This window comes from Micromonospora sp. RP3T (assembly GCF_003027925.1).
Lineage (GTDB): Bacteria > Actinomycetota > Actinomycetes > Mycobacteriales > Micromonosporaceae > Micromonospora.
Genome location: NZ_PYPS01000010.1, coordinates 12,115 through 36,019, shown reverse-complemented (window position 1 = coordinate 36,019; position 23,905 = coordinate 12,115). Strand labels below are relative to the sequence as shown.

At 74.3% G+C, this 23,905-nt stretch carries 28 protein-coding genes and 1 pseudogene; 16 read left to right on the top strand and 13 right to left on the bottom strand.

Annotated features, from left to right (window positions below; translation table 11 throughout):
- Positions 1 to 78: 78 nt before the first annotated feature.
- Positions 79 to 807: a winged helix-turn-helix domain-containing protein gene (locus tag C8054_RS32670; RefSeq protein WP_233219575.1), complete on the bottom strand. Its 729-nt coding sequence runs from the start codon at positions 805 to 807 to the stop codon at positions 79 to 81.
- Positions 808 to 1,137: 330 nt separating this feature from the next.
- Here C8054_RS32670 and C8054_RS33340 point away from each other — a divergent pair.
- Positions 1,138 to 1,371 (top strand): annotated as a pseudogene (locus tag C8054_RS33340) (hypothetical protein); the annotation flags it as partial.
- A gap of 30 nt (positions 1,372 to 1,401) precedes the next feature.
- On the opposite strand, the gene C8054_RS10630 reads toward C8054_RS33340, so the two are convergent.
- Positions 1,402 to 2,412, bottom strand: coding sequence for a sigma-70 family RNA polymerase sigma factor (locus C8054_RS10630; protein ID WP_107156599.1), 1,011 nt, complete (start codon positions 2,410 to 2,412; stop codon positions 1,402 to 1,404).
- A 70-nt stretch (positions 2,413 to 2,482) separates the two neighbouring features.
- Positions 2,483 to 3,466 (bottom strand): FAD-binding oxidoreductase, encoded by a 984-nt coding sequence (locus tag C8054_RS10625; protein ID WP_233219574.1) that lies wholly within the window; start codon positions 3,464 to 3,466, stop codon positions 2,483 to 2,485.
- A 288-nt stretch (positions 3,467 to 3,754) separates the two neighbouring features.
- On the opposite strand from C8054_RS10625, the gene C8054_RS10620 reads away from it, so the two are divergent.
- The 8 genes from C8054_RS10620 (at position 3,755) to C8054_RS10585 (ending at position 11,158) form a co-directional block, all read left to right on the top strand.
- Positions 3,755 to 4,636, top strand: coding sequence for a helix-turn-helix transcriptional regulator (locus C8054_RS10620; protein ID WP_107156597.1), 882 nt, complete (start codon positions 3,755 to 3,757; stop codon positions 4,634 to 4,636).
- A 4-nt stretch (positions 4,637 to 4,640) separates the two neighbouring features.
- Positions 4,641 to 4,823 (top strand): DUF397 domain-containing protein, encoded by a 183-nt coding sequence (locus C8054_RS10615; RefSeq protein ID WP_107156702.1) that lies wholly within the window; start codon positions 4,641 to 4,643, stop codon positions 4,821 to 4,823.
- Between the two features lie 220 nt (positions 4,824 to 5,043).
- The gene (locus C8054_RS10610; protein WP_199199685.1) at positions 5,044 to 5,928 is read left to right on the top strand and encodes an aminoglycoside phosphotransferase family protein; all 885 of its coding nucleotides are present in this window, start codon (positions 5,044 to 5,046) and stop codon (positions 5,926 to 5,928) included.
- Positions 5,929 to 6,015: 87 nt separating this feature from the next.
- Positions 6,016 to 9,147, top strand: a complete 3,132-nt coding sequence (locus C8054_RS10605; RefSeq protein WP_107156595.1) for a hypothetical protein — start codon at positions 6,016 to 6,018, stop codon at positions 9,145 to 9,147.
- Positions 9,148 to 9,157: 10 nt separating this feature from the next.
- Positions 9,158 to 9,385: a hypothetical protein gene (locus C8054_RS10600; RefSeq protein ID WP_107156594.1), complete on the top strand. Its 228-nt coding sequence runs from the start codon at positions 9,158 to 9,160 to the stop codon at positions 9,383 to 9,385.
- Positions 9,386 to 9,483: 98 nt separating this feature from the next.
- Complete coding sequence (locus C8054_RS10595) at positions 9,484 to 10,044, top strand: hypothetical protein (protein ID WP_107156593.1); 561 nt, start codon at positions 9,484 to 9,486, stop codon at positions 10,042 to 10,044.
- Positions 10,041 to 10,721, top strand: coding sequence for an HAD family hydrolase (locus C8054_RS10590; protein WP_107156592.1), 681 nt, complete (start codon positions 10,041 to 10,043; stop codon positions 10,719 to 10,721). The genes C8054_RS10595 and C8054_RS10590 overlap by 4 nt, the downstream gene beginning before the upstream one ends.
- Positions 10,718 to 11,158, top strand: coding sequence for a VOC family protein (locus C8054_RS10585; RefSeq protein ID WP_107156591.1), 441 nt, complete (start codon positions 10,718 to 10,720; stop codon positions 11,156 to 11,158). Before C8054_RS10590 ends, C8054_RS10585 begins: the two co-directional genes overlap by 4 nt.
- 32 nt (positions 11,159 to 11,190) lie before the next feature.
- Here C8054_RS10585 and C8054_RS10580 read toward each other — a convergent pair whose 3' ends face one another.
- Positions 11,191 to 11,379, bottom strand: a complete 189-nt coding sequence (locus tag C8054_RS10580; protein ID WP_107156701.1) for a hypothetical protein — start codon at positions 11,377 to 11,379, stop codon at positions 11,191 to 11,193.
- A 67-nt stretch (positions 11,380 to 11,446) separates the two neighbouring features.
- Here C8054_RS10580 and C8054_RS10575 point away from each other — a divergent pair, with 67 nt between their 5' ends.
- A complete protein-coding gene (locus tag C8054_RS10575) occupies positions 11,447 to 11,785 on the top strand; it encodes a hypothetical protein (protein ID WP_107156590.1) in 339 nt (112 codons plus the stop codon).
- Here C8054_RS10575 and C8054_RS10570 read toward each other — a convergent pair.
- Complete coding sequence (locus tag C8054_RS10570) at positions 11,782 to 12,726, bottom strand: FAD-dependent oxidoreductase (RefSeq protein ID WP_107156589.1); 945 nt, start codon at positions 12,724 to 12,726, stop codon at positions 11,782 to 11,784. The genes C8054_RS10575 and C8054_RS10570 overlap by 4 nt on opposite strands.
- Positions 12,727 to 12,840: 114 nt before the next feature.
- On the opposite strand from C8054_RS10570, the gene C8054_RS10565 reads away from it, so the two are divergent.
- The gene (locus C8054_RS10565) at positions 12,841 to 13,737 is read left to right on the top strand and encodes a LysR family transcriptional regulator (RefSeq protein ID WP_199199684.1); all 897 of its coding nucleotides are present in this window, start codon (positions 12,841 to 12,843) and stop codon (positions 13,735 to 13,737) included.
- 15 nt (positions 13,738 to 13,752) lie between these two features.
- On the opposite strand, the gene C8054_RS10560 is transcribed toward C8054_RS10565, so the two are convergent.
- From C8054_RS10560 to C8054_RS10535, 6 genes are all read right to left on the bottom strand, one after another.
- Positions 13,753 to 14,991, bottom strand: a complete 1,239-nt coding sequence (locus C8054_RS10560; RefSeq protein WP_107156588.1) for a VWA-like domain-containing protein — start codon at positions 14,989 to 14,991, stop codon at positions 13,753 to 13,755.
- Positions 14,988 to 16,220: a MoxR family ATPase gene (locus C8054_RS10555; protein WP_107156587.1), complete on the bottom strand. Its 1,233-nt coding sequence runs from the start codon at positions 16,218 to 16,220 to the stop codon at positions 14,988 to 14,990. The genes C8054_RS10560 and C8054_RS10555 overlap by 4 nt, the downstream gene beginning before the upstream one ends.
- 39 nt (positions 16,221 to 16,259) lie before the next feature.
- Positions 16,260 to 17,618 carry a hypothetical protein gene (locus C8054_RS10550; RefSeq protein ID WP_107156586.1) on the bottom strand — a complete coding sequence of 453 codons (1,359 nt, stop codon included), beginning with the start codon at positions 17,616 to 17,618 and terminating at the stop codon, positions 16,260 to 16,262.
- Positions 17,619 to 17,709: 91 nt separating this feature from the next.
- Positions 17,710 to 18,570: a hypothetical protein gene (locus tag C8054_RS10545; RefSeq protein WP_107156585.1), complete on the bottom strand. Its 861-nt coding sequence runs from the start codon at positions 18,568 to 18,570 to the stop codon at positions 17,710 to 17,712.
- Positions 18,571 to 18,617: 47 nt separating this feature from the next.
- A complete protein-coding gene (locus tag C8054_RS10540; protein ID WP_107156584.1) occupies positions 18,618 to 19,232 on the bottom strand; it encodes a dihydrofolate reductase family protein in 615 nt (204 codons plus the stop codon).
- Positions 19,233 to 19,318: 86 nt separating this feature from the next.
- Complete coding sequence (locus C8054_RS10535) at positions 19,319 to 19,819, bottom strand: DinB family protein (RefSeq protein WP_107156583.1); 501 nt, start codon at positions 19,817 to 19,819, stop codon at positions 19,319 to 19,321.
- A gap of 256 nt (positions 19,820 to 20,075) precedes the next feature.
- Between C8054_RS10535 and C8054_RS10530 the strand changes: the two genes are divergently transcribed.
- Complete coding sequence (locus C8054_RS10530) at positions 20,076 to 20,501, top strand: iron chaperone (protein ID WP_107156582.1); 426 nt, start codon at positions 20,076 to 20,078, stop codon at positions 20,499 to 20,501.
- Positions 20,502 to 20,564: 63 nt separating this feature from the next.
- Here C8054_RS10530 and C8054_RS10525 read toward each other — a convergent pair whose 3' ends face one another.
- Complete coding sequence (locus tag C8054_RS10525; protein ID WP_233219573.1) at positions 20,565 to 21,311, bottom strand: hypothetical protein; 747 nt, start codon at positions 21,309 to 21,311, stop codon at positions 20,565 to 20,567.
- 107 nt (positions 21,312 to 21,418) lie between these two features.
- Between C8054_RS10525 and C8054_RS10520 the strand changes: the two genes are divergently transcribed.
- The 4 genes from C8054_RS10520 to C8054_RS10505 all read left to right on the top strand — a co-directional run bounded on the left by C8054_RS10520 (position 21,419) and on the right by C8054_RS10505 (position 23,198).
- Positions 21,419 to 21,742 (top strand): helix-turn-helix transcriptional regulator, encoded by a 324-nt coding sequence (locus C8054_RS10520; RefSeq protein ID WP_107156581.1) that lies wholly within the window; start codon positions 21,419 to 21,421, stop codon positions 21,740 to 21,742.
- Entirely contained in the window at positions 21,739 to 22,209 is a 471-nt protein-coding gene (locus C8054_RS10515; RefSeq protein WP_107156580.1) for an SRPBCC domain-containing protein, read from the top strand. The genes C8054_RS10520 and C8054_RS10515 overlap by 4 nt, the downstream gene beginning before the upstream one ends.
- Positions 22,187 to 22,543, top strand: coding sequence for a nuclear transport factor 2 family protein (locus tag C8054_RS10510; RefSeq protein WP_107156579.1), 357 nt, complete (start codon positions 22,187 to 22,189; stop codon positions 22,541 to 22,543). The genes C8054_RS10515 and C8054_RS10510 overlap by 23 nt, the downstream gene beginning before the upstream one ends.
- Before the next feature lie 76 nt (positions 22,544 to 22,619).
- Positions 22,620 to 23,198, top strand: coding sequence for a dihydrofolate reductase family protein (locus tag C8054_RS10505; RefSeq protein WP_107156578.1), 579 nt, complete (start codon positions 22,620 to 22,622; stop codon positions 23,196 to 23,198).
- Here the strand turns inward: C8054_RS10505 and C8054_RS10500 are convergent.
- Positions 23,180 to 23,890: a helix-turn-helix domain-containing protein gene (locus C8054_RS10500; protein ID WP_107156577.1), complete on the bottom strand. Its 711-nt coding sequence runs from the start codon at positions 23,888 to 23,890 to the stop codon at positions 23,180 to 23,182. The two genes, C8054_RS10505 and C8054_RS10500, sit on opposite strands and share 19 nt — an antisense overlap.
- Between the last annotated feature and the right edge of the window lie 15 nt (positions 23,891 to 23,905).

Below are 23,905 nucleotides of genomic sequence, written 5' to 3'. Positions count from 1 at the left end.
GTCTGCCGGGGCACCGAAACAGACGCAAACTCCTTGATCAACGAGGAGCGGGGTGCGGGGTGGGGGTGGGGGTGGGGGTCAGGAAAGGGTGAGGCGGAAGCCGACGCCTCGGACGGCGTGGATCGTGGTCGGGGCGTTCAGGCGGGCCAGCTTGTGCCGGATGCGGCGGACCACGGAGTGCATGTCGGAGCCCCGACCGAGGTGGTCGTTGCCCCAGACGGCGCGGTGCAGGCGGGCGTACGTCCACACCTGGCCCGGGATGCCGGCGAGGCAGACCAACAGGTCGTGCTCCAGCGGCGTCAGCCCGACCTCCCGCTCCCGCCAGCGCAGCACCCGTCGGTCGGAGTCCACGGCCAGCTCCGGCCCGGACGGGTCGACCGGCGACCGGTCCGTCACCTCGGCCGGAGAACCAGCGGGCGGGTCGGACGACAGATCGCGCGGAGACCCGGCCGAGGATCCGGCGGAAGGACCGGCGGACGGATCGAGCGGAGACCCGGCCGGAGCACCGACGGGCGGCCCGGCCGATCCGGCCGACGGGTCGACCGACGGGGTCGGCGTCCCGGGGCGGGAATCAGCCCGCGGGGCCGGCGTCCCGGGCCGGGGGTCGGCCGGGACGTCGCTGTCGGGGGCGGGGCTGACGGCCGGCCGCGTGACCGGCGGGCGGCGGACCAGGTCGAGGAACCGGCGCGCCTGATGAGCGCTGGAGACGATCAGGAACGTCTCGGTGCCGCCCAACAGTTGGGCGAGTTGCCGGCGTTCGGCCGCCGTGGACGCGATGCCGATGACCAAGGACGGGATCACGGTCATCCGTTCCCACCTTTCCGGCAGGCTGGGGCGCAGCGCCGGCAATTACCGCGACATTTTCGACGCGGCGGATCGGGCCGGCCACCGGGTGTGGAGCGTTGCGGAGCACCTGGTGCGGAGGCGGCCTGAAGCGTGCTGGAGCTGCGGTTTCGTGAGGCTACGGGGCGAGCTACCGGGGATCATATAGCCGCCCAACGATGATTGGTATAGCAGTTAACGTCGATGTAACTGCGTTCGGCGAGATGACCGGCGGAAATTGCGGTCGATCGGCACGCGTCCGAGAAGGACTCGGGTCGGCGTACGCCGCCGGGCCGGTGGATCCGGCCGGAGGCGATGAGAATCCGGGCGTACGCCGGTCTGATCCGCGTGACCACCCTCGTGTTCCGCCTGCCCGGCACGACGCCGACCCGCGCGGACGTCGCGGTCCGCTGCGCCGAGTTGGCGGAGACGTTACGGGGCCGCGACCGGGGCGTGGTGATCTGCGACGTGTCCGCGGTGACCCGACCCGACCTGGTCACGATCGAGACGCTGGCCCGGCTCCGGCTGACCGCCAAGCGGCTCGGGTGGCGGTGGGAGACCCGCGGGGCCGGTGCGGCCCTACGCGACCTGGCCGGCCTGCTGGGGCTCGCCGACACCCTCGTCGAGGCGGTCCGGCAGGCCGAAGAGCGGGAACAGGCGGTCGGTGTCGAGGAAGTGGTTGAGCGAGGTGATCCGGCCGCCGGAGAGCCCCACCACGATCAGCGACCAGGGCACGTGCCCTGAGTCGGGCCCGGGCCGGTACTGCCCGAACGCCGGCATGCCGTTGGCCGCCACCGGCACCAGCCGGGATCCCCGGCAGCCGTGACCCGTGCCGGTCATCCACGCGGTGATGTGGTCGGGACCGCGCAGCCACAACGGCATCGGCGGCATGGACAGCGTCGCGTCCTCGTGCAGCAGCTCGGTGAGCGCCGTGAGGTCGTACGACTCGAACGCGCGCACGTAGCGGGCCAGCAACGCCTGCTGTTCCTCGTCCAGCGGCCGGCGCACGTCGGTGTCGGCGTCGGTCGACGCGAGCGTGGCCCGCGCCCGTTGCAGCGCGCTGTTGACGCTCGCCACCGACGTGTCGAGCAGGTCCGCGACCTCCTGGGCCGACCAGGCCAGCACCTCGCGCAGGATGAGCACGGCCCGCTGCTTCGGCGGGAGGTGCTGCAACGCCGCGACGAGCGCCAGCCGGACCGACTCCCGCCCGGCGATCACGTCGGCCGGGTCGCCGGACTCGGCGAGGACCCGGTCGTCCGGCACCGGGCCCACCCAGATCTGCTCCGGGCGCGGCTCGCCGGGATGGGCGGCGGTGCCGCTGCCGGCGGGGCCGAGATCCATCGGCCGGATCCGACGCTGCGCGCTGGCGGTCATGTTCAGGCAGACGTTCGTGGCGATCCGGTACAGCCAGGTCCGCAACGCGGAGCGCCCCTCGAACCGGTCGAAGTTGCGCCAGGCCCGGACGAAGGTGTCCTGCACCGCGTCCTCGGCCTCGAACGCCGAGCCCAGCATCCGGTAGCAGTAGCCGGTCAGCTCCGACCGGTACGCCTCGAGTTGCGTCTCGACGGGGACGCTCGCCACCTCGTTCACACGTTCGAAACTAGCCCACTCGCTGCGCGAACGCGAACACGCACGACGCGAGTTGACATCGGCGGGTCCGTCACCGTTCCCCGATCGTCGGGAGGTGCAGGTGGTCGGCGGGCACCCCCGCGATGGTGAGCCACCGGCGGGCTGCCGCGTTCATGGCGGGTGGGCCGCAGACGTGGACGTGGTGGCCGGGCCGGTGGTGGTGGATGGCCAGCGCGAGGGCGGTGCCCTGCTCGGCGGGGTCGGCCTCGGGGTCGTCGGAGAAGGCGGGCACGATGGTCAGCCAGTCGTGGGCCTGTTGGAGCTCGTCCAGGGCGATGGCGTCGTAGACGTCGGTGAACGTGCGCGCGCCGAGGACGAGCGTCACCCGCCTGCGGTGCGGCTGTTCGGCGACCTGTTCGGTGAGGGCACGCAGCGGCGCCAGGCCGGTGCCACCGGCTACCAGCAGCACGTCATCGGTGCCGTCGGCCAGTTCCAGGCCGGTGTCGGCGGGTGCGCCGAGATGCAGCAGGTCCCCGGGGCGTACCTCCTCGACGAGGCTGCGGGAGACGGCCCCGCCGGGGACGGCACGGACGTGGAACTCGATCGTGCCGTCGGGACGGGGCGCGTTGGCCGGCGACAGCCACCGCCACCGTCCAGGACGGCGGGGCGTGCACACCGGCACCGCCTGACCGGGTCGGTGGGGCAGCCGCCGCCACGGTCGTACCGTCAACACCGCGACGCCCTCGACGGCGCGGTCGTGGCCGATCACCTCGGCCGGCCACCAGGCCGGGCCGTCGCCCACCCGCGCCGCGGTCCGCTCGACCAGCCGCCACACCCGCCACCACCGCACACCCGGCAACGCGCCGCCGATCACCGCCGCGTGCCAGGGCCGCAGACCAAGACCGCGGTACGCGCAACCGAGCACCCGCAGCGACGCCAGGCGTGCCGACCGGTCGTCGCCACCGTCGAGCAGTCGCCTCAGGGTGGCGTGCAGCAGTGGCGCGTCGGCCTCCGGCAGCAACCCGGGACAGTGGTCCTCGACCGCCGCCCAGAACCGGCCGGCCGGCCCACTCACGGCAGCAGCCCGACGTCGGCACCCGCCGCCTGATCCCACCGGCGCGGCGGCACCCGCAGACGGTTCGCGGTCACGTGGATCATCACGCCTCCTCTGTCGACTGGGGACCGGCAACGGGGCGGGCACCAGGATGAGGTTCCGGAACTGGTACCCGCCCCGGGCGGACGCCGCCGCGTCACGACAGGCGCCCCACGATGGTCGATTCGGTGCTGGCCGGAGGCAATGTTTTGCCGCAGAATGCGAACCAAGGGATGAGGTGCCTTACGCGACAACAGCAAAGGAGATGACGTGGACGACTCGGGAAGCACCGTCCCGCGTAGGCAACTCGGCAGATATTTGAGAGAGATTCGCGAGGGTGCGCACATCACGGTGAGCGCGGCGGCCAGGGAACTCGAATGGTCGACGCCCCGGATCTGGCGTTACGAAACGGGCCAGGTCCCGATGCATCCGAATGACGTGGAGGCGATGTGCCGGGTGTACGGCGCATCCCGCGAAACGATCGAGACGATGCGGGCGCTGGCCCGCGAGACCAAGGCCCACGGCTGGTGGCACAGCTACGGCGAGGCGGTCAAGGACTGGTTCAAGCTGTACGTCGGGCTGGAATCGGCCGCCACCAAGATCCGCCATTGCGAAGTCAATCTGGTGCCGGGCCTGTTGCAGACCGTCGAGTACATGACCGAAGTGATCGCCACCGACAATCCACAGCTGAGTGAGGCCGAGCGACAGGCAAAGGTGGACGTGCGGCTACACCGACAGCGGCTGCTGGCACGCGCGGTGCCCCGAGCGCCCTACCTCGACGTCATCCTCGGCGAGCCGGTGCTGCGCCGGCCCTTGCGCGATCCGGCCGCGATGATCCGGCAGCTCGATTCTCTGGTGGTGGCGAGCCGGCGGCACAACATCACCATTCGAGTGCTTCCGCTCAGCGCCGGCCTTTGTCGCTGGGCGGCGGCGGGGACGTTCACCATGCTCGACTTCCCGATCGATGTGCGGAAGCAGGAACCGACCACGATCTACATGGACGGGCCCTGCGGTGCCGTCTACCTTGACAAGCCGTACGAGATCCAGACCTACGAGGACGCGTGGCGTTCACTCGGTGAGCGGGCGCTCGACGCGGACGAGTCCCGTGAGCTGATCACGGATATCGCGAAGGAGATGACCCATGGGACGTGACGGGATCTGGCGCAAGTCCTCCCGGTCCGGCGGCGAGGGCAACTGCGTCGAGGTGGCGGGGTTCGCCGACTCGGTGGGGGTGCGGGACACCAAGGACCGGCCGGGGCCGGCGTTGAGCTTCGACCCGGCGAGCTGGACCCGGTTCGTCGCGGCCACCCGCACCGGCCGCTTCGACAGCCCGACCTGATCAACAGGCAAGCAGGAAGCCGGCAATCCGCTCGCGTCCGTCGCTGATGTCGCCGGAACCATGGAGATCTTGGAAGGAAACGGCCCTCATCGGGGCCATTTCCTTCCAAGATTTTCAGCCGGCAAGACCACGCTGCCCACCGACCGCAACGGCGGCGCGCGTGGTGCGCCGCGACCCGAATTCGTTTGGCGGGACGGCGTGCCGGCCCTACGGTCGGGCGGTGCGCCCAGGAGAGATCGTCGTCACCGTCCCGCAGGTGCGCGCGCTGATCGACGAGCAGTTTCCCGAGTGGTCGGATCTGCCGATCGTCGCGCAGCCGTTGACCGGCACCGACAACGCGCTGTTCCGGCTCGGTGATTCGCTGACGGCGCGACTGCCGCGAGCGGAGTGGGCGGTCGACCAGGTGACGACGGACGCGACCTGGCTGCCGCGACTGGCGCCGCACCTGCCGGTGCCGGTACCGGTGCCGGTCGCGGTCGGCCGTCCGGGCGGGGACTACCCGTGGCCGTGGACGGTCGTCCCCTGGCTGGACGGGCGCAATCCGGAAGCCGGGCCGGACCTCGTCGACCTCGCCGTCGACCTCGCCGGCTTCGTGCACGCGATGATCGGGATCGAGCCGATGGGCGGGCCGGTCAAGCAGGGTATCCAGCGCGGCGTACCGCTGGCGCAGCGGGACGAACTGACCCGCCGGTCGATCGCGACGTTGGGCGACCGGATCGACAGGCGGGCGGTGACCGCCGCGTGGGACGAGGCGATGGCGGTGGACGAGTGGCCCGGACCGCCGGTGTGGCTGCACGGTGACCTCCTGGGCGGCAACCTGCTGGTCGACCGGGGCAGGCTCACCGGAGTGATCGACTTCGGTGGTCTCGGCCGGGGCGATCCGGCGGTCGAGGTGCGGCCGGGCTGGAGCCTGTTCGACGCCCGGGCGCGGGCCGCGTACCGGGAGGCGCTCGGGTTCGACGAGGCGACCTGGGTACGCGGGTGGGCCTGGATGCTGTCGGGTTCGCTCTACTGGCTGGCGGACCTGTGGGACTCGATCAGCGTCGACAACCGCGAGGACACGTTCCGCCACATCGACCACATCGTGCGTCACCGCCACGACTGATCCTGTCCGGCGTCGGGCCCGCCGCACCGCACGAGCGCGGTCCGGTGAACGCGGGCTGGCGGGCCCGACCCCCACTACGATGCGAGCGTGGCTCAGGTTCGGGGTCCGTACCCGTTGGTCGCCGCCGTCGTGGTGGTGCTGCTGCTCGGCGCGGGCGTCGCCTGGGGTGTCGACGACGCGTTGGGGCTGAGCCACTCCCCCGCCGACGTGCCGCGCGAGACGGCCACCGCCGCGCCACCCCGGACGCCGGCCCCGGCGCCGCCGCTGGCCTCGATCGTGGTGCCGGACCAGCTCCGCACCGTCAAGGCCGCCGCCGCCGTGGCCGACGCGCTCGCCGCGCGGGGCCGTCCCCGTCCCACGGTCACCCCGGCCGCGCCCAGCCGGGCCGGACCACCTTCACACCCGGGCACCGACACCACCGGTCCGCACGGAACCGACCCGAGCACGAGCGCCAGCCCGGACAGGACGCCCACCGCGGCGGTGACCACGCTGCGGGCGGAGCTGCGGGCCGGCGACGCGCCGGAGGCGTACCGGATCGGGGTGAGCCGGAAGGAGCTGACCGTCACCGGTGACCTGGCGGGCGTGACTGCCGGGCTCTACCGGCTGGCCGACCGGATCCGCTCCGGCGCCGAGGTGCTGCCGGCGGCGGAGACCGGCCGGCCGGTGGCGCCCCGGTTGGGGCTGCGGCTGACCGACGCGGGCTCGGTGGGGCGCGAACCGGACCGGGCGGCGTTCGCGGCCGGCGACGACTACCGCCTCAACACCGACATCGTCTCGCCCGCGGTGCTGCCCCGGGCACCGTGGGTGGACGCCGCGGCGGTGGCCCGCATCGACGCGCAGTTCCGGCAGTTCGTCGACCACGCGGTGGCGCAGGGCTACAACGGCGTCGTGGTGCCCGGCTTCCTGGAGTACGTGACGTTCGCCGGTGTCGGCGACGGGCACGCGGTCTACCCGGCCGGCGACCCGCACGTCGACCGGGCCCGCGCGATGGTGGCGGCGTTCGGGCCGGTCCTCCGGTACGCCGACGAGATGGGCCTGCGCGTCTTCCTGCTCACCGACATGCTCGCCGTGTCGCCGCCGCTGGAGGCGTACCTCAAGCGGACCGTGGGCGGGCTGGACACCACCGACCCCCGGCTCTGGGCGGTCTACCGGGCCGGGCTGGCCGAGGTGTTCGCGAGCATGCCGTTCGTCGCCGGCCTGATGGTCCGCGTCGGCGAGGGCGGCGAGGTGTACGCGGGCAGCGGCTGGGACTACGGCTCGAAGCTCGCGGTCACCACCGCCGAGGGCGTGCGCACGATGCTGCGGGCGCTGCTCGACACCGCGGGCCCGGTCGGCAAGGAGATCATCTTCCGTACCTGGACGGTGGGCGTGGGCGCGGTCGGCGACCTGCACACCAACCCCGACGCGTACGCCGAGGTGCTGGGCGGGTTCGACGACCCGCACCTGATCGTGTCCACCAAGTACACGCTCGGCGACTTCTACAGTCACCTGCCGTTGAACACCACGCTGCGCGTCGGCGCGCACCGGCGGATCGTGGAGTTCCAGGCGCGGCGCGAGTTCGAGGGGTTCGGCGCGCTGCCCAACGACCTCGGCCCGCTGCACCGGGCGGCGCTGCGCGCGTTCCTCGCCGCGAACCCGCACGTCGAGGGCGTGTGGAACTGGACCCAGGACGGCGGGCCGCTGCGCGCCGGGCCGATGTCGCTCTACCTGCGCGCCGGCTTCTGGCAGCTCTACGACCTGAACACGTACGCGGTGGCGCGGCTGGCCTGGGACCCGGACGCCGATCCGGCGCAGGTGACGGCGGACTGGGCGTACCGGACGTTCTCCGCCGACCCGGCCACTGTCGCGGCGATCGGGCGGGCCATGGCGCTGTCCCGGGCCGCGGTCACCACCGGCCTCTACATCGGCCCGTACGCGGACACGTCGGTACGGGCGCTCGGACTGGAACCGCCGCCGATGATGTGGATCTTCGAGTGGGACATCCCGACCGGTGACTCCGCGGCGCTGGACAGCATCTACGCGGTCACCGGCGACCGGGTCGACGCGGCGGTCGCCGAGGGCGGCGCGGCGGTCGCCACCGCCCGGCGGATGCGGGAGCTGGTGGCCGGCACCGACCCGGCGACGTGGCGGGACTCCGCGCTGCGCGCGCGCTTCGTCGACACGCTCGACTACCAGGTGGACCTGTTCGTGACGCTGGCCGCCTACCGGACCATGGTGCTGCGGCACGCGCAGTGGCTGGACACCGGTTCCGGCACCGCGTACGCGCAGTGGCGGTCGGCTGCCGGCGACTACCGGGAGGCGCGGGACCGGCACCGGCAGCGCTACGGCGGGGACGTGGACCTGCCGGCGTACCGCTTCACGGCGGCCGACCTCGGCGCGCAGCGGGCGGACCGCGACCCGGCGATGGCCTGGGCGGCGCGGGCGCTGCTGGTCCTGGTCGTGGCCGTGGTGGCGCTCGGGCTGCGCGGGCGCGGGCCGGGCGGCGCGGCGGCGCGGGCGCTGCTGGTCGGCGCGGTGCGGCCGTGGCGGGTGGCGGCGCTGCCGGTGCCGGCGGCCCGGCTGGACCGGGTGCTGGTCTGGTTGGTCCCGGCCGCCGTGCTGGTGGCGAGCCGGCTGGTGTTCACCTGGTTCGCCGCGCCCGCGCACCTGCTGGTCACGCTCGGCGGGTGGGCGTTGTTCGCGCTGGTGGCACGCCTGGCGGTGGGTCGGCGGGACCCGTTCGGGCTGTGGGCGGTGCTCGGTGGCGTGGCGCTGCTGCGCAGCGTGCTGCTGCTGGCGGTGCTGGCCGGGCGCGGGCCGGGCGGCTACTGGTTCGTGTTCTGGGCCGAGCCGGCCCGCCGGGCGGTGTACCTCACCGTGGCGGTGGCGGCGTTCTGCTGGCTGTTCGCGGCGACCGCGCTGGTGCTGCGCGACCGGTACGGCATGCGCCGCCGGCGGGCCGCCGGGCTGACGCTCACCGCTGCCGGGGTGCCGCTCGCGGTGCTGGCCGGGCTGGTCGCGTGGATCGGCGCGGAGCGGGCGCTGACCGTCTGGAACGACCAGATGGCGTTGCTGCCGTGGGGGCTGTCCCGCATCCTCGGCATCACCGTCTACCTGGGCATCCCGACGAGCCTGCCCGGGTGGGCCGCCGGGGCCGGCGCGGCGCTGGCCGCCGCCGGACTGCTGCTGTCGGTTCGTCGGCGTGCCCACGGGGTACCGGTGGCTCAGGAGCACCGGTGAGGAGGACGACATGACCGACCCCAGGTACGCACCGATCGGGCTGGCCGCCGCCGGGCGGCTGGTCGAGGACGACGGCGGGACCGGCGGTGGTGAGGTCGTCGGCGCGGCCGACGCGGCGGCCGACGCCGCCCGGGCCGGCGCCGACGTGGACCTGTCCGGGGCCACTCGGGACAGCGACGGCACCCCGGTCGGCGCCGCCGACGCGCAGGCCGACCGGAAACGCGCCGCCGACGGGTGAGCTGACCGACCCGACCCGACCCGACCCGCCACCGTCCACGGTGGCGGGTCGGCGGTAATGCGTCGCGTTCCCGGTGTGCCCGGTGCGACCATGTCGACATGCGTAAGATCCCCACGCTGTTCCGCCGTGACCCCGAGGACCGCCGACGCGTCCTCGACGAGGTCGACCCCGAGTGCCGGTGGGTGCTCGACGGTGAGGGCGTCGCCACCCGCAAGTACGACGGCACCTGCGTGCTGCTCGACGCCGACGGCACGTGGTGGGCCCGGCGCGAGGTCAAGCCCGGCAGGGCCCAGCCACCCGGCTACCGGCCGGTCATGACCGACGGGACCACCGGCAAGACCGTCGGCTGGGAGCCGATCGACCGCTCGTCGTTCGCGAAGTACCACGCCGAGGCCCTGGCGGCGCACGCGGGCGAGCCCCGCCCCGGCACCTTCGAGCTGATCGGCCCCAAGATCAACGGCAACCCCGAGGGGGTACGCGGACACGCGCTCGTCGCGCACGCCGACGCCGACCGGCTGGACGTGCCGCGCGACGCGGCCGGCCTACGCGAGTGGCTGCTGGCGCATCCCGCGTACGAGGGCGTCGTCTGGCACCACCCGGACGGCCGCCGCGCCAAGCTCAAGCGCCGCGACGTCACCGGACCGGAGCAACCCGCATGATCGAGGCGGTCTTCTTCGACGTCGGGGGGACGATCCTCGACGAGTCGCGCGAGTTCGCGGACTGGGCGGACTGGTTCGGCGTGCCCCGGCACACGTTCTCCGCCGTCCTCGGCGCGGTGATCGCCCGGGGGCAGGACTGGCAGGAGGCGTTCCGGACCTTCCGGCCCGACTTCGACCTGGCGACCGAGTTGGCGCGTCGGGCCGCCGCCGGCCGGCCGGAGTCGTTCGCCGAGGAGGATCTCTACCCGGACGCGCGGGCGTGCCTGGCAGCGCTGAAGGATCAGGGACTGCGCGTCGGTCTGGCCGGCAACCAGCCGGCACACGCCGAGGCGAGCCTGCGCGCACTCGACCTTCCGGTGGACGTGATCGGCACGTCGCACGGCTGGGGCGTGGCGAAGCCTGCGCCGGCGTTCTTCGCGCGGCTCGTCCGCGAGGCCGGCCATGACCCGTCGTCCATCCTGTACGTCGGCGACCGGCCCGACAACGACGCGGGCGCGGCCATGGCGGCGGGCATGCCGGCGTGCCTGATCCGGCGCGGGCCGTGGGGTCACATCCTCGACCTGCCGGCAGTGGCGCAGCGCTGCCTGTTCCGGATCGGGTCGCTCGACGAACTGCCGGGCCTGGTCGCGGCACACAACGCCGGCCGTCGGTCCGCCGTTCTACCCTCGGGGGCATGACGATTCAGCGCATGGACAACGTCGGCATCGTCGTCGACGACCTCGACGCCGCCGTCGCGTTCTTCACCGCACTCGGCATGGAGCTGGAAGGCCGGATGCCGATCGAGGGAAGCTGGGCGGGGAAGGTCGTCGGGCTCGACGACATGCGCAGCGAGATCGCGATGATGCGGATCCCGGACGCGCCGGGCCGGCTCGAACTGGCGACGTACCACTCGCCGCGGGCGATCGTGCCCGAGCCCAGCGTCGCCCCGGCCAACACGCGGGGCCTGCACCGCGTCATGTTCGCCGTCGACGACATCGAGGACACGCTCGCCCGGCTCCGCCCGCACGGCGCGGAACTCGTCGGCGAGGTGACGCGCTTCGAGGACAGTTTCCTGCTCTGCTACCTGCGTGGGCCGAGCGGCATCATCGTCGCGCTGGCCGAGCAGCTGAATTGAGTCGCTTACGCTCTCAGGGCGCCGAGGGCTGATCAGTCGCCGGCCATCTCCGGCCGGTGCTCTTTGATCCACTTCTGGACGTCGGACCTCAGCCAGACCTTGCCCTGCACGAGGTCGGCCACCGGCTCCGGGAAGTTCCGGTGACTGGTGATGACGTAGACACGTTGCTTGCTGATCCCGCCAAGCATCACGCGAATCTCCGCTGCGCCCACCAGCTCCATGTTCCGGACGCTAGACAGTTGCCCCGACTCCTTGACCCAGGTCAACGACTCGGTCACCGTAAGGGGTATGTCGACGCCAACCGGGTCCCCCGTGCCGAACCGCCAACGCCGAGCGGTCAGACCTCACCTGCCGAGTCGTCCGCTGTGGCTGTGCCGCGTCTGCGCCGCGCCGTGGCCCTGCCAGCCGGCCCGGCTCCTGCTGCTGATGGAGTACCGGCGCGACCGGGTGTCCCTGTCGATCTACATGGCCGGTTGCCTGTTCGACGCCACGGCGGATCTGCTGGCGCTGACCCCGAACCCGGGCCCGGATCCCGCGGCGCTGTTCGACCGGTTCATCGCGTGGACCGCTCGCGAACCACGAACGCCCGCCGCGCCGCACCCGCAGCCGCCGGCATCGCAGGCCTAATCCGCCAGGGCCAGGTCGGCGACCTCGGCCGCGCAGCCCCAGGACAGCGTCACCCCGGCCCCGCCGTGCCCGTACGCGTGCACCAGCCGTCCACCGCCGGGATCCCGCTCGACCCGGGGCCCGCCGTGCCGGACCGGTCGCAGCCCGATCCGCTCCCCCAGCACCGGCGCGTCCGCCAACCCTGGCACCAACGCGACGCAGCGACGCCGGATCGCCGCCGCCGTCTCCGGGTCCGGCCGAGTGTGCCCCACCCCGGGCTGGTAGGTGCCGCCGAGCACCACGTCGTGCCGGCGCGGGTGCACGTACGTGACGCCCGCCGGGTCGTCCTCGTCGCGTACCGAGACGGTCAGGCCGGGGTTCGCCACCAGCACGATGTGCCCGCGCGCCGGGTGCACGGCCGGGTCGGCGGCGAGCCGGCCGGCGGCCAGGCCGGTCGCGTTGACCACGGTCGGCGCGATCTCGTACGCCTCGGCGAGCGTGTCCAGCGCACGCCGGACGATCCGGCCGCCACCGGCCGCCACCTGCCGGTGCAGCCAGATCAGGTAGCGGTTCATCTCCACCGTCGGCGCGGTGAACCGCAGCAGCGCGGTGTACGGCGGCCGGGCCGGCTCGACCACCAGGTCACCGCAGGCGTCGGCCCACCAGGGCGGCCCGGCGTACGGGCGGCGCAACCACATCCGGGTCGGCCGGTCCACCACCCCGGGCACCCCGTCGGCGGCCTGGCGGCGCAGCTCGGCGTGGGTGTCCCGGGCCCAGCGCAGCACCCGCGGGTCCGCCTCCGTGTGGCTCGGGTACCAGACCGCCGCGGCCACCGTGGACACCGTGTCCGCCGGGTCGTCGGCGGTCAGCACGGTGACCCGCGCGCCGCGCCGCTGAAGCGTGACCGCCGCGGTCATCCCGATCACCCCACCGCCGACCACCACCACGTCCGCTGTCGCCATGGTCCGCTCCCCTCGCCCGTACCGTCGGTGTGTTGCCGATGGTGACCTCCGGCAGACGGTGCCGTCCAAGACGGATCGGACCGGCGGCGATAAGCGGCGCTTATGATGGGTGGCATGGTCGAGGCCCCGGGCGCCTGGTCGGACCTGCGCCGGCTGCGCTCGTTCGTGGTGCTCGCCGACGAGCTGCACTTCACCCGCGCGGCGGCCCGGCTGCGCATCGCCCAGCCCGCGCTCAGCCAGCAGATCCGCGCCCTGGAACGGCAGCTCGGCGTGCCGCTGGTGCACCGCACCAGCCGGGGCTGCACGCTGACCGAGGTCGGCGCGCGGGTCGCCGACGAGGCCGCCCGGCTGCTCGCCGAGGTGGACGCCGCCACCGCCCGCATCCGCGACCTGGCGCGGGGGCGGGGTGGTCGGCTGCGGTTGGCGTACACCCGGTCGGCGCGCGGCGGCCGGGTCGACACGCTGATCGCCCGGTTCCGGGCCGCCCACCCCGGTGTCGAGGTGGTGTCCGAGACGGCGTGGACCGCGCCGAACGTGGCCGGCCTGCTCGCCGGCCGACTGGACGCGGCGTTCGTCCGGCCGCCGGTGGACGAGCCGGCGCTGGCCTGCCGCACGGTCGACACCGAGGAACTGCTGCTGGCGTTGCCGGCGGGCCACCCGCTGGCCGCCGGCCGCCGCCGGATCGGCCGATCCGAGGTGGTCGACCTGCCGGCGGTGATGTGGCCACGGGAGAACGGGCCCGGCATGTTCGACCGGACCATCGCCCAGGTGTGGCCGCGCGGCGGCTTCCGGCTGGTCCGGCACGAACCGGACGACGAGCAGTTGCTGCGCGCGGTGGCGGAGGGCGACGTGGTCGCGGCCGTGCCGGCCGGTCGGGCGCGGGCGTTACGGCTACCCGGCGTACGGCTGCGCCGGTTCGCCGCCCCGACGCCCACCGTGGACGTCGGGCTGGCCTGGCCGGTGGACAGCACCAACCCGGCGCTGCACGCGCTGCTGGCGCTGCTCGACTGAACCGGCTCGCCGCGCTCACCGGGACGGGGAACCGATGGTCACCACCCGCGCCCAGTCCGGCGGCGGGTCCGGCACGCGATCCGGGTCCTGCTCGCTCCACCGCACCGGCCGGGGAAACAGGCCCACCACGGTCCGGCAGGAGGGCCGGGTGGCGGGCCAGGGCGTCTGCCCGTCGGTCAGCACGACGACGACGTCCGGGCGCCTTGCGTCCCGCAGCGCCCGCGCGAATCCGGTGCGCAGGTCCGTCCCGCCGCCGCCGACCAGCGCGAGGTCCTCGGTCCGGCACAGCGTCAGCACCCGGTGCGCGGCGGCGTCGCAGGGCAGCACGGAGACCAGGTCACGGCGGCCGCCCACGGCCCGGGCGATCGCGGCGACCTCCAGCAGCGCGCTGCCCAGTTCGGTGTCGCTGACCGAGCCGGAGGTGTCGACGACCACGCAGACGCGCGGTGGCCGGCGGCGCAGCGCCGGCAGGACCACACCGGGTACGCCGGCGGAGCGCCGCGACGGCCGACCGTAGGTGTAGTCGTCACCCGCCCCGGCGGCCGAGACAGCGGAACGGACGGCGGCGCCCAGCAGCTCCCGCCACGGCTGCGGCGGGTGGAACACATCCTCCGCCCACCGCCGCCAGCCCTTCGGCGCGGTCCCGGGCCGGCCGGTGATGCCCTCGGCCACCCGGAACCGCACCGCGTCCCGCTCCTGCTCGGAGAGCCCGTGCGCGCCGTCCGGTCCCAGGTCCCACGCCCGGTCCAGACCGTCGGCGCCGCTGCCGCAGTCCAGCCAGGCCAGGTGCTGGGTGAGCGGTCCGAGCCGGAACTGGCGCAGGTACTCCTCCATCAGCTGCCCCTCGGGCAGGCGCAGGCAGCCGGGCTCGACGGCGTCCGCCGGCCGCACCAGCCCGTCGCCGTACGCGTCGTCGTTGATCTCGCAGTCCGCGGCGATGTTGACCCGCAGCCGTTCCGCGGCCCCGGTCAGCCCGTGCTCCCGGAGAAACCGGTCGCCCCGGCCGTGGTGGTCGCGCAGCAGGTGGGACACCTCGTGCACCCACACGGCGGCGAGGTCCGCCACCGGCGTACGGGCCACGAAGAGCGGCGAGACGTAGCAGCGCCAGTGCCGGTCCACGGCCATCGTGGGCACCCGGCGGGACTCGACCACGTGCAGCGCGAACAGCGCGGTGGCCAGGTAGGGGCGGACCCGCGCCGCGTACAGGCGGGCGGTGAGCAGCTTGTCCCGGTCGAGGACGACGGTGGCGCTCATCGGCCGGCCGCGACCCGGGCCGCCGTCTCGTCGGCGCCCCGGGACAGCGACGCCACCGGGGTGAGGCGGTCGATCACCGGCGGGACGTCCCAGTCCTCGCGGCGGAGCCGGGCCAGCGTGGCGGCGGGGACCACCACCAGGTCCGGGGCGCCGGTCTCCGCCGCCCGGGCGAGCAGCGTCCAGGCCGCGTCCCACCGGGCGCGTTCCGGGCGACGACGGACCGCCTCCACCACCGCGTCCAGCACGGCCTGGCGCAGGTCACCCCGCTCGGGCAGGGCGGCGGCGTGCGGATCGGCCAGCACCTCCTCCGGGTCGGGCAGATCCATCCGGTCCAGGCTGGCCAGCAGCTCCAACCCCGGTCCGTCGCCCACCGCGCCGCGGACCAGCGCGGACAGCACGTCCCGGGAGGTGTCCGCCGCGGCGGCAAACGCGATCAGCCGCAACGCCATCTCCCAGCTACGCGGCGAGGGCCACGCGCCACCCCGGCCGGCCTCGCTGGTCGGCAGCCGGTGCACAAGCGTCGGGCGGGCCGACAGCAGCGTGCACACCGCGCGGCGGGCGTGTGCGACGGCGCCGGCCAGCCGCGCCGGGTCGAGCCGGGGCAGGGTCGCCCGGGGCCAGGTGCCGCCGAGACCGCGCACGACGACCTCGTGGTCGTGGCTCCACTGGAGATGGACGAACCGGTTGGCCAGCGGCGGGCTCAGCTCCCAGCCGTCGGCGGCCGAGGTACGCGGGTTGGCGGCGGCCACGATCCGGACCCCGGGCGGCAGGCGCAGGCTGCCGACGCGCCGTTCCAGCACGAGGCGGAGCAGTGCCGCCTGCACCGCGGGCGGGGCGGTCGACAGCTCGTCCAGGAACAGCAGTCCCCGGCCGGTGTGGACCAGGCGCACCGCCCAGTCCGGCGGTGCCATCGGCACGCCCTGGTTGGCCGGGTCGTCGCCGACGACCGGCAGACCGGTGAAGTCGGACGGTTCGTGCACACTGGCGATCACCGTCGTCAGTGGCAGCTCCAGGGACGCGGCGAGCTGGGTCAACGCGGCCGTCTTGCCGATCCCCGGCGCGCCCCAGAGCAGCACCGGCAGGTCGGCGGCCACGGCCAGCGTCAGCGCCTCCAGTTGCGGGTCGGGCCGCGGCTCGGTGGCGCTGGTCCCGAGCAGGGCGATCAGGTCGGCGGCGACATCGAGCTGCGCCGGCGGGTGGGTGTCGGTCCGGATGACGGCAGAGGGCATGGGCATCACCTTGGGGGTTCGTGACGGGCCGCGGCCCGGTCAGCGGAAAAGGGCGTGACGAGGGTGGGAACGCCGGTCCGAGGCGGATCGCGGGTCCCGGGTGGACGGCACCGGGCAGCGGCCGGCCAGCCCGGCCCGGAACAGCCCGTGGCTGATCCGCCGCAGCGCGGCGTCCTCAAGCTCCGCGCGCAGCTCACCGTGGCGCAGCAACGCGTCCGGCCCGAGCAGCGCCTCGACCGCCGCCACCGCGCCGGGCAGGTCGCCGTGGTCGAGGCGGGCGCGGATGTCGGGCAGGGAATCGGGCCGGCGGTGCGCCTCGTCGATCGCGCGCAGGCACGGCAGCGGCGTACCGGTGAGCGTGGCGAGCAGCTCCTCCCGGCGTACCTCCGCCGGGTCGTGGTCCAGCGGCGCGAGCACACCGTCGACGAGGCCGATCCGGTGCCGGGCGCCACGGCAGTCGACCAGGCGGGCCCGGTCTCCCGGCCGGTCGGCGCGGGGCCGGTCTCCTGGCCGGTCGGCGCGGGCCCGGGCGGTGGTCGGGGCGTCCGGGGCGAGCGCCGACGCCACGAGCGGGTGCAGCCGGTCGGGCTCGATCATCCGATGGCGCAGCAGTTCCACGTCCGGCGGCGTCCGGGTCGCCGCGTCCGGCAGCACCGGCAGCGCGGTCGACCGGCCCGGCCGGGCCGTCCACTCGTCGCCCCGGCGTTGCAGGATCAGGCGGCGACGCGGCCCGAGCCGCACCGCCACCGCCTCGCCGGTCGAGTCCTCGGCCCGGAGCAGCAGCGCCGCCTCCGCCGGCCACCGGTGTGCCGGGTAGCCGTGGGCCGGGCCCGCCGGGTCGACGGCCGACAGGTCGGCACCGGAGCGGAACCGCAGCTCACCTGCCCGGCGTGCGTCCCACAGGTGGCGGTGCAGGTCGAGTCGGAAGCGACGGTCGGGACGGGGATGCGGGTGGGCCGCCACGTCGTCGCCGGGGCCGGCCCACACCGCCAGGCTGATCCGTTGCCCGGCGTCGGCCCACGCCGGCGGCGTCCGCGCCACGAGCTGCGCCGCCCCGACGCCGCCCCGGCCGGGCGGGCCGTACCGGGCCAGCGTGACGGTCAGCCCGGGACGCAGCAGCCCGTCCGGGGCGGTCCTCGGCAGGTGCCAGCGCAACAGGTCGGGCGCCAGGTGCCGGAGGTCGTCGCGGAGCCGTGCGGCCAGCTCGCGGCCGTGCCGGTGGACGACCGCGCGCAGGCTCAGATCGACGTCGACGCGGGTGACCGCACAGGCACCGGCCCAGTCGCCCACCGAACGGCGGGCGGTCGCGGCCTGGATCATGTCGGGCGGGACGGCGTACTCACGCACCCGCTGCCAGAGGGAGAGGCGGGAATCCGCGTTCGCGGCGGGGGAGCGCATCAGCACTCACCTTGCGCGAAACGGGCCCCCAATCTGCACGAGAGAGTCATCGCCGAGGATCGTAGCGGCGCGCCCGGCGGACCGCCAGCGGTTACCCCGGACCGGCCACCGGCGCGGGCGCCGCCGGCGCGCCGCGGCCGGCGCCGGCGAGGCCGGCGACGAGCAGCAGGTACGCGGTCAGCTCGACCAGCACGGCGAGCGCCGGCACCGGCTGCGGCAGCGTCGCCGTGGGCGTGACGGCGTACAGCACCCCGGCCTCGGTGAACGTCGACACGGGCAGCCGCACCGCGTCGATGCTGGTGTCGATCAGCGGCAACGCGGTCACCGACAGCAGGACGGCGCCAGCCGCGGCGAGCCGGCGACCCCGGCCAACCAGCAGCACGGCGAGCGCCAGCGCGGCCAGCGCGAGGGCGAGCGCCGGCAGGACCGCCAGGATCAGCGCGCCCACCGCGTCCGCCACGTCCGGGCCGCCCGGGCGGGACAGGTCCTCGGCCAGCAGGTCCCGGCGGAGGTCGACGACCCGGATCAGCGCGTACCCGACGATCGGCGCCGCCCCCAGCGCGGCGAGCACCACCGGGCCGCGCGTGACGCGACCGCGCCACCCGGCCAGCAGCAGCGCGACCGCGGCCAGCGCCGCCCCGCACGCGGTGAGGCCCGCCTCGATGCCGGCCGTGACGTCGACGTGCTCGATCCGGCCGTACGCCGTCCAGCCGAACTCCCGGGTGCCGGGTGCCCCCGGCATGGTGCGGACCGCGTCCACCAGCAGCACCGCCAGTGCCACCGGCACCGGCCACCGCAGGGCCGGCCGGCCACGGGCCAGCGCGTAGGCGAGCAGCAACGCCAGGCTCAGCACCTCTGCGCCGCGCCACACCGGGTGCGCCGCCAGGACGCCGACGGCGTGCAGCGCGGCGCACACCACCGCACCGGTGAGGAGCAACGGGCCACGGCGCACGCCGCGGATCCTGCCACGGCGTGCGGGCCCGCCGCTGCCCCGCGCGTTCAGCTTCCGGTGGCCAACTGCTCCTTCGCGTCGTCGTAACCGGCCTGGCCCGGTGCGTCGGCCGGCGAGTAGATGACCCGGATGACGCCCGTCGGGTACGCCTCCGTCGCGGTCACCCGGAGGTGGTACGGGCGGTCGCCCTCGTCGAACAGCTTGCGTCCCTTGCGGGCCGCCACCGGGTGCACCAGCAGCCGCAGCTCGTCGACCAGCCCGGCGGCGAGCAACTGCTGCACCACCGAGATCGAACCGGGGATGAGGATGCCCTTGATGCCGGCGTCGGCCTTGAGCGCCGCCACCGCGTCGACCAGGTCGCCCTGGATCAGCTCCGAGTTGCGCCAGGAGAACTCCAGCGGCTGGCGGGAGACGACCACCTTGCGCGTGTCGCCGAGCTGCTTCGCGAACGGCGCGTCGTCGCCGCCTTCGGCCTCCCGGCCCGGCCACGCGCCGGCGAAGCTGTCGTAGGTCTCCCGGCCGATCAGCAGGACGTCGGAGGTGTCGTAGTCCTCGGTGACGGCGCGGCCCATGTTGTCGTCGAAGTAGGGGAAGTGCCAGTCCGGGTCGATCTCGGCGACGCCGTCGGCCGAGATGAACAACGTGGAGACGACCTTCGCCATCGTGGTGCTCCTTCATGTTCCAGGTGATGTCGACGGGTGGACCGCCGTCGCCTACCAAACTCATCGCCTCGTCAGCGGGTCACGCCTCAGAACGTGAAGTCCGGCGGCGCGCCCTCGCCGACCCGCCCGTCCACCGCCTCGCGGAGCAGGTCGGCGTGTCCGGTGTGACGCGCGTACTCCTCGATCATGTCGAGGAGCATGGCGCGGACGGTGGGCGTGCGGCCGTCCGGCCAGGTGAAGGAGGCGGGCCCGGCCAGGCCACGCTCCTCGGTCACGGCCGCCACCAGGACGCGGGAGCGCTCGACCGCGGCCCGCCACAACGCGTGCGCCTCGCCCGGAGCGTCGGTCGCGCCGGTGCGCCACTCCCAGTCGGGGACGGCCTCGAAGTCGACGCCGTCCCACGGGGGGCCGTGCTCCTCGCCGGCCAGCTTGACGGCCAGCCAGTCCGCCTCGACCAGGGCCATGTGCTTGACCAGGCCGCCGAGCGTCATCGAGCTGGCGGCCGTGGTCGCGCCCAGCCCTTTCTCGTCGAGCCCGGACGTCTTCCAGGCGAAGGTCCGCCGGTTGCGCTCCAGGACCGAGAGCAACGCCTCGGCCTCGGTGGGGGCTGGCCGTCACCTCAGTCATCGCCGGATCATAGGCCGCCGTGACGGCTGCCGGCTGTCCCCCGTTGCGCCTGACGCGTGAGAAGGGGCCCCTTCTATACCGGAGGCGTTAAGCGGGGGCCCCTCCTTGCTCCCGAAGCGATCAGGAATCGAGAAGCGGGGCGGGTAGGGCGGTCGTAGCGTTTCTGCTGAGCGGGGCGGCGTCACGTCGACCGCCGGGGAACGAGGGGGAACCGAGATGAGCGAGGGCTTCAGCGCCGAGGAACGCGCCGCGATGAAGGAGCGCGCGGCCGAGCTGCGCGCCGAGGGGAAGAAGGGCGGGAAGAAGGCCGACGAGTTGCAGGCGGTCCTCGACCGGATCGCGCAGATGGCGCCGGCCGACCGCGAGCTGGCCGAGCGCGTGCACGTGACCATCACCACCGCCGCTCCCGAGCTGTCGCCGAAGACCTGGTACGGCATGCCCGCGTACGCGAACGCGGCCGGCAAGATCGTGGTCTTTTTCCAGGACTCGGGGAAGTTCAACTACCGCTACTCGACGGTGGGCTTCCAGGACGCGGCCAACCTCGACGACGGCGACATGTGGCCGGCGTCGTTCGCGCTGCTGCGGTGGAGCCCGACGGTGGAGAAGAAGCTCACCGAGCTGGTGCGGACCGCGGTCTCCTGACGGCCTTCCGGTTGCCCCGGTCCTCACGGACTGCCCCTCGGCGGGCCGCCGATGCGGGCCGGCTCACCGTTGCCAGGAGTCGAGTCCGCGGACGGCGGCGCGGGCGACGTCGTCGGCGAGGTCGGGGTTGTTGCTGCTGCCCTCCCAGCCCTGGTCGTGCACGACGGTCACCGCGTCGGCGAGCTTCACCACCGTGATCTGGCTGGTGGTGGTGCCCTCGGCCGGGCTTCCGTCGAGACTCGTCGCCGGCCGGGTCAGCGTCACCAGCAGCGCGTCGTCGCCGGTGCTCGGCAGCGGCTGCGACCGGACGGTGACGGTAACGCCCCGCTCCGGGAAGGAGCGGCAGCGTGCCAGCGCCTCCCGGACCCGGCGCAGGTAGTCGCCGGTGCCGGTGCCGGTGAAGGCGAAGACGGTCTGGTGCAGCGTGCCGTAGGGGACGTTCTCCGGTGGGTCCCCGGGCGTCTGGTAGGTGCTCGTCATCGCGGCGCTCGCGGTCACCGATCGGCCTCCGGTGGCGAACTCCTCGGCGCACAGCTTCGGCAGCGCGTCGGCGACCTCCACCGGCTGGGGGGCACCCTTGCGCAGCTCCGCGGGCAGGTCGACGAACGCGGACTTCGGAATGGTCACGGTCGTGGCGGTCGACGACGACGCCGACGGCGCAGCGGCGGACGTGGGGGCCGTCGACGGCGTGGTCGGCGCACCAGCGCCCGGGTCTGTCCCGCCGTCGGTGCAGGCGCCGGCCAGCAGTGTGGCGGCGAGCACCGACAGGCCCCACAGTCGCCGCCGGTCGGGTGGGCACGGTCTGTTCACATCGACCTCCCTTTCTCCCGGCGTGCCCGCTCCCGATCCCGCCGAAACGCCGGAGCCGAATACAAATGTACGCTTGCACAAGCGTACGTTTGGGTTAGGGTGGGGACGTGCCCGACCTCGACCTCGCGTTCGCCGCGCTCGGCGACCCGGTCCGCCGCGCCCTGGTGACCCGCCTCGCCCACGGTGACGCCACGGTGGGCGAGCTGGCCGAGCCGTTCGACCTGACCCCGCAGGCGATCTCCCACCACGTGGGCGTGCTGCGCCGCTGCGGCCTGGTCGAGCAACGCCGCGAGGGCACCCGACGCCCCTGCCGGCTCCGGGCCGACCAGCTCGCACTGGTCGGAGCCTGGGTCGACGAGCAGCGCCGGGCCTGGGACGACCGGCTCGACGCGCTCGACCGCCACCTCGACGACGAGGCGGGGGCCCGGTGACCGCCCGCGCCGAGCGGCACGGCGACGAACTGATCGCTCGTCGACACCTCCGCGCCGGGGCGACCCGGGTCTGGGCCGCCTTCACCACGCCGGCGGGCCTCGCGGCGTTCTGGGGCGGCTCGCACGCCGAGGTCCCACCCGGGTCGGTGACCGTGGACGCGCGGCCCGGCGGCGAGTTCGCGCTCGACACCCGCGCCCCGGGCGGCGCGACCCGCCGACTCCGCTTCGTCTACGTGCGCCTCGACCCGCCACGCGAGCTCGTCTTCGACGAACCGGTGACCGGCCTGCGCACGACCGTGACGCTCCGGCCCGCCGGCGAGGGCACCGAGCTGACCGTCCACCAGCGCCGGCTCCCGCCGGAGCTGCGGACCACCCGGGCCGCGGACGGGCTCGCCTCGATCCTCGACGCGCTCGCCGCCCACCTTTCCACCGAAGGAGCCGACAGTGCCGCAGCTCAGCCAACGTGACCTGGTCGACGAATACTTCGCCGGCTTCCGGGCCGGCGACCACCCGCGCATCCTGGCGACGCTCACCGACGACGTGGAATGGGTCATCCACGGTCACCGCACCACCCGGGGCCGGACGGAGTTCGACGGCGAGATCGAGAACCCGGCGTTCGCCGGCCGCCCGCAGCTCGACGTCGAGCGGGTGCACGAGGACGGTCCCGTCGTTGTGGTGACCGGCGAGGGCCGCGGGGTCAGCGTGGCGCACGGGCCGTTCCGCTTCGCCTTCAACGACCTGTTCACGTTCCGCGACGGGCTCATCGCCCGTGTCGACTCCTACGTGGTCCCGCTGCCCTGAGGCCGGCCCCGGCCCGGTGGGCAGCGTGTCGTTTCCGTACAAGACAGCGGGCCGCCCGGATTCCTAGCCTCTCCCCATGCGTGATCTTGTCTATACCGGTTTCCTGTCGCTCGACGGCGTGGTGGACTCTCCCGGCGGCGGGCCGGGCGAGGAGCACCGCAGCGGTGGCTGGGTGGTGCGGGACATCGAGTTCGTGCCGGAGGCCTTCTCACTCAAGGGCGAGGAGCTGGCCGACACCACGGCGTTGATGTTCGGCAGCCGCAGCTACCAGGCGTTCGCGCCGGTCTGGCGGGACTCCGACGACCACGCCGACTACCGGGAGCTGCCGAAGTACGTGGTCTCGTCCGGCCTGCCCGACGACGCGCTCGTCGACGGCTGGGGCCCGACGACGATCCTGCGCTCGACCGACGAGGTGGCCGCGCTCAAACGGGGCGAGGGCGGGGCGGTCTTCATCCACGGCAGCGCGGAACTCGCCCGCCGCCTGTCGGACGCCGGTCTGATCGACCGGTACCACCTGCTCGTCTTCCCGGTGCTGCTCGGCGCCGGGAAGCGCCTGTTCAGCACCACCGACAAGGACAGGCAGAGGTTGCGGCTGCGGGAGTCCGAGACCTACTCGAACGGCGTGCTGAAGCTGATCTACGACGTGGTCCGCTGACCCAGGTCCAGCGCGATCGGTCGGCCCCCGCCCGCGCGCAACTGCCCCGCCGTCCGCCCGACGTACCGGCGCAGCGCGCGGGCCAGGTGCGGCTCGTCGGCGTACCCGAGCCGGGTGACCGCCTCGGCCACCGCGACGCCGGCGGCCAGCAGCACCGCGGCCTCCCGGGCGCGTTCGATCTGCCGCACGGCGCCCTGGGTCAGCCCGGTCGCCGCCCGGAACCGACGTTCCAGGGTGCGCGGTGACGCGAAGGGGTGGTGGCCGCGGCGAAGCTCGGCGACGAACGGGTCGCGGACCACCGCGCCGGCCCGGACCAGCCGCTCGACAAGCGCCTCGGCGTCGTCCGGGCCCGGTGTCTCCCACCGGTCGCCGGCCAGCCGGAACGTCCGGCGAGTGACGTCGGGCAGCGTCGCGCCGCGGTCGACCAGGGCGGGGGCGGGGAGGGCGCGCAGCGACGTCCCGACCGCGAACTCGATGCCGACGAAGGCGGCGCCCGCCGGTACCGGCGCGACGCCCGCGCCGGTCTCGGGCCCGGAGACGCTCGCGTACGGCCGGCCGTCGTACTGCCAGAACACCAGGCCCCAGCACGCGGTGGCCACCGACGTCATCTCCGTGACCGACCCGCTGGCGCAGGTCCACACCGTGTCGACCCACCCGGAGTCGGACGCGCGTGTGGTGAAGCCCAATGCCACGGCGGCAGGATACGG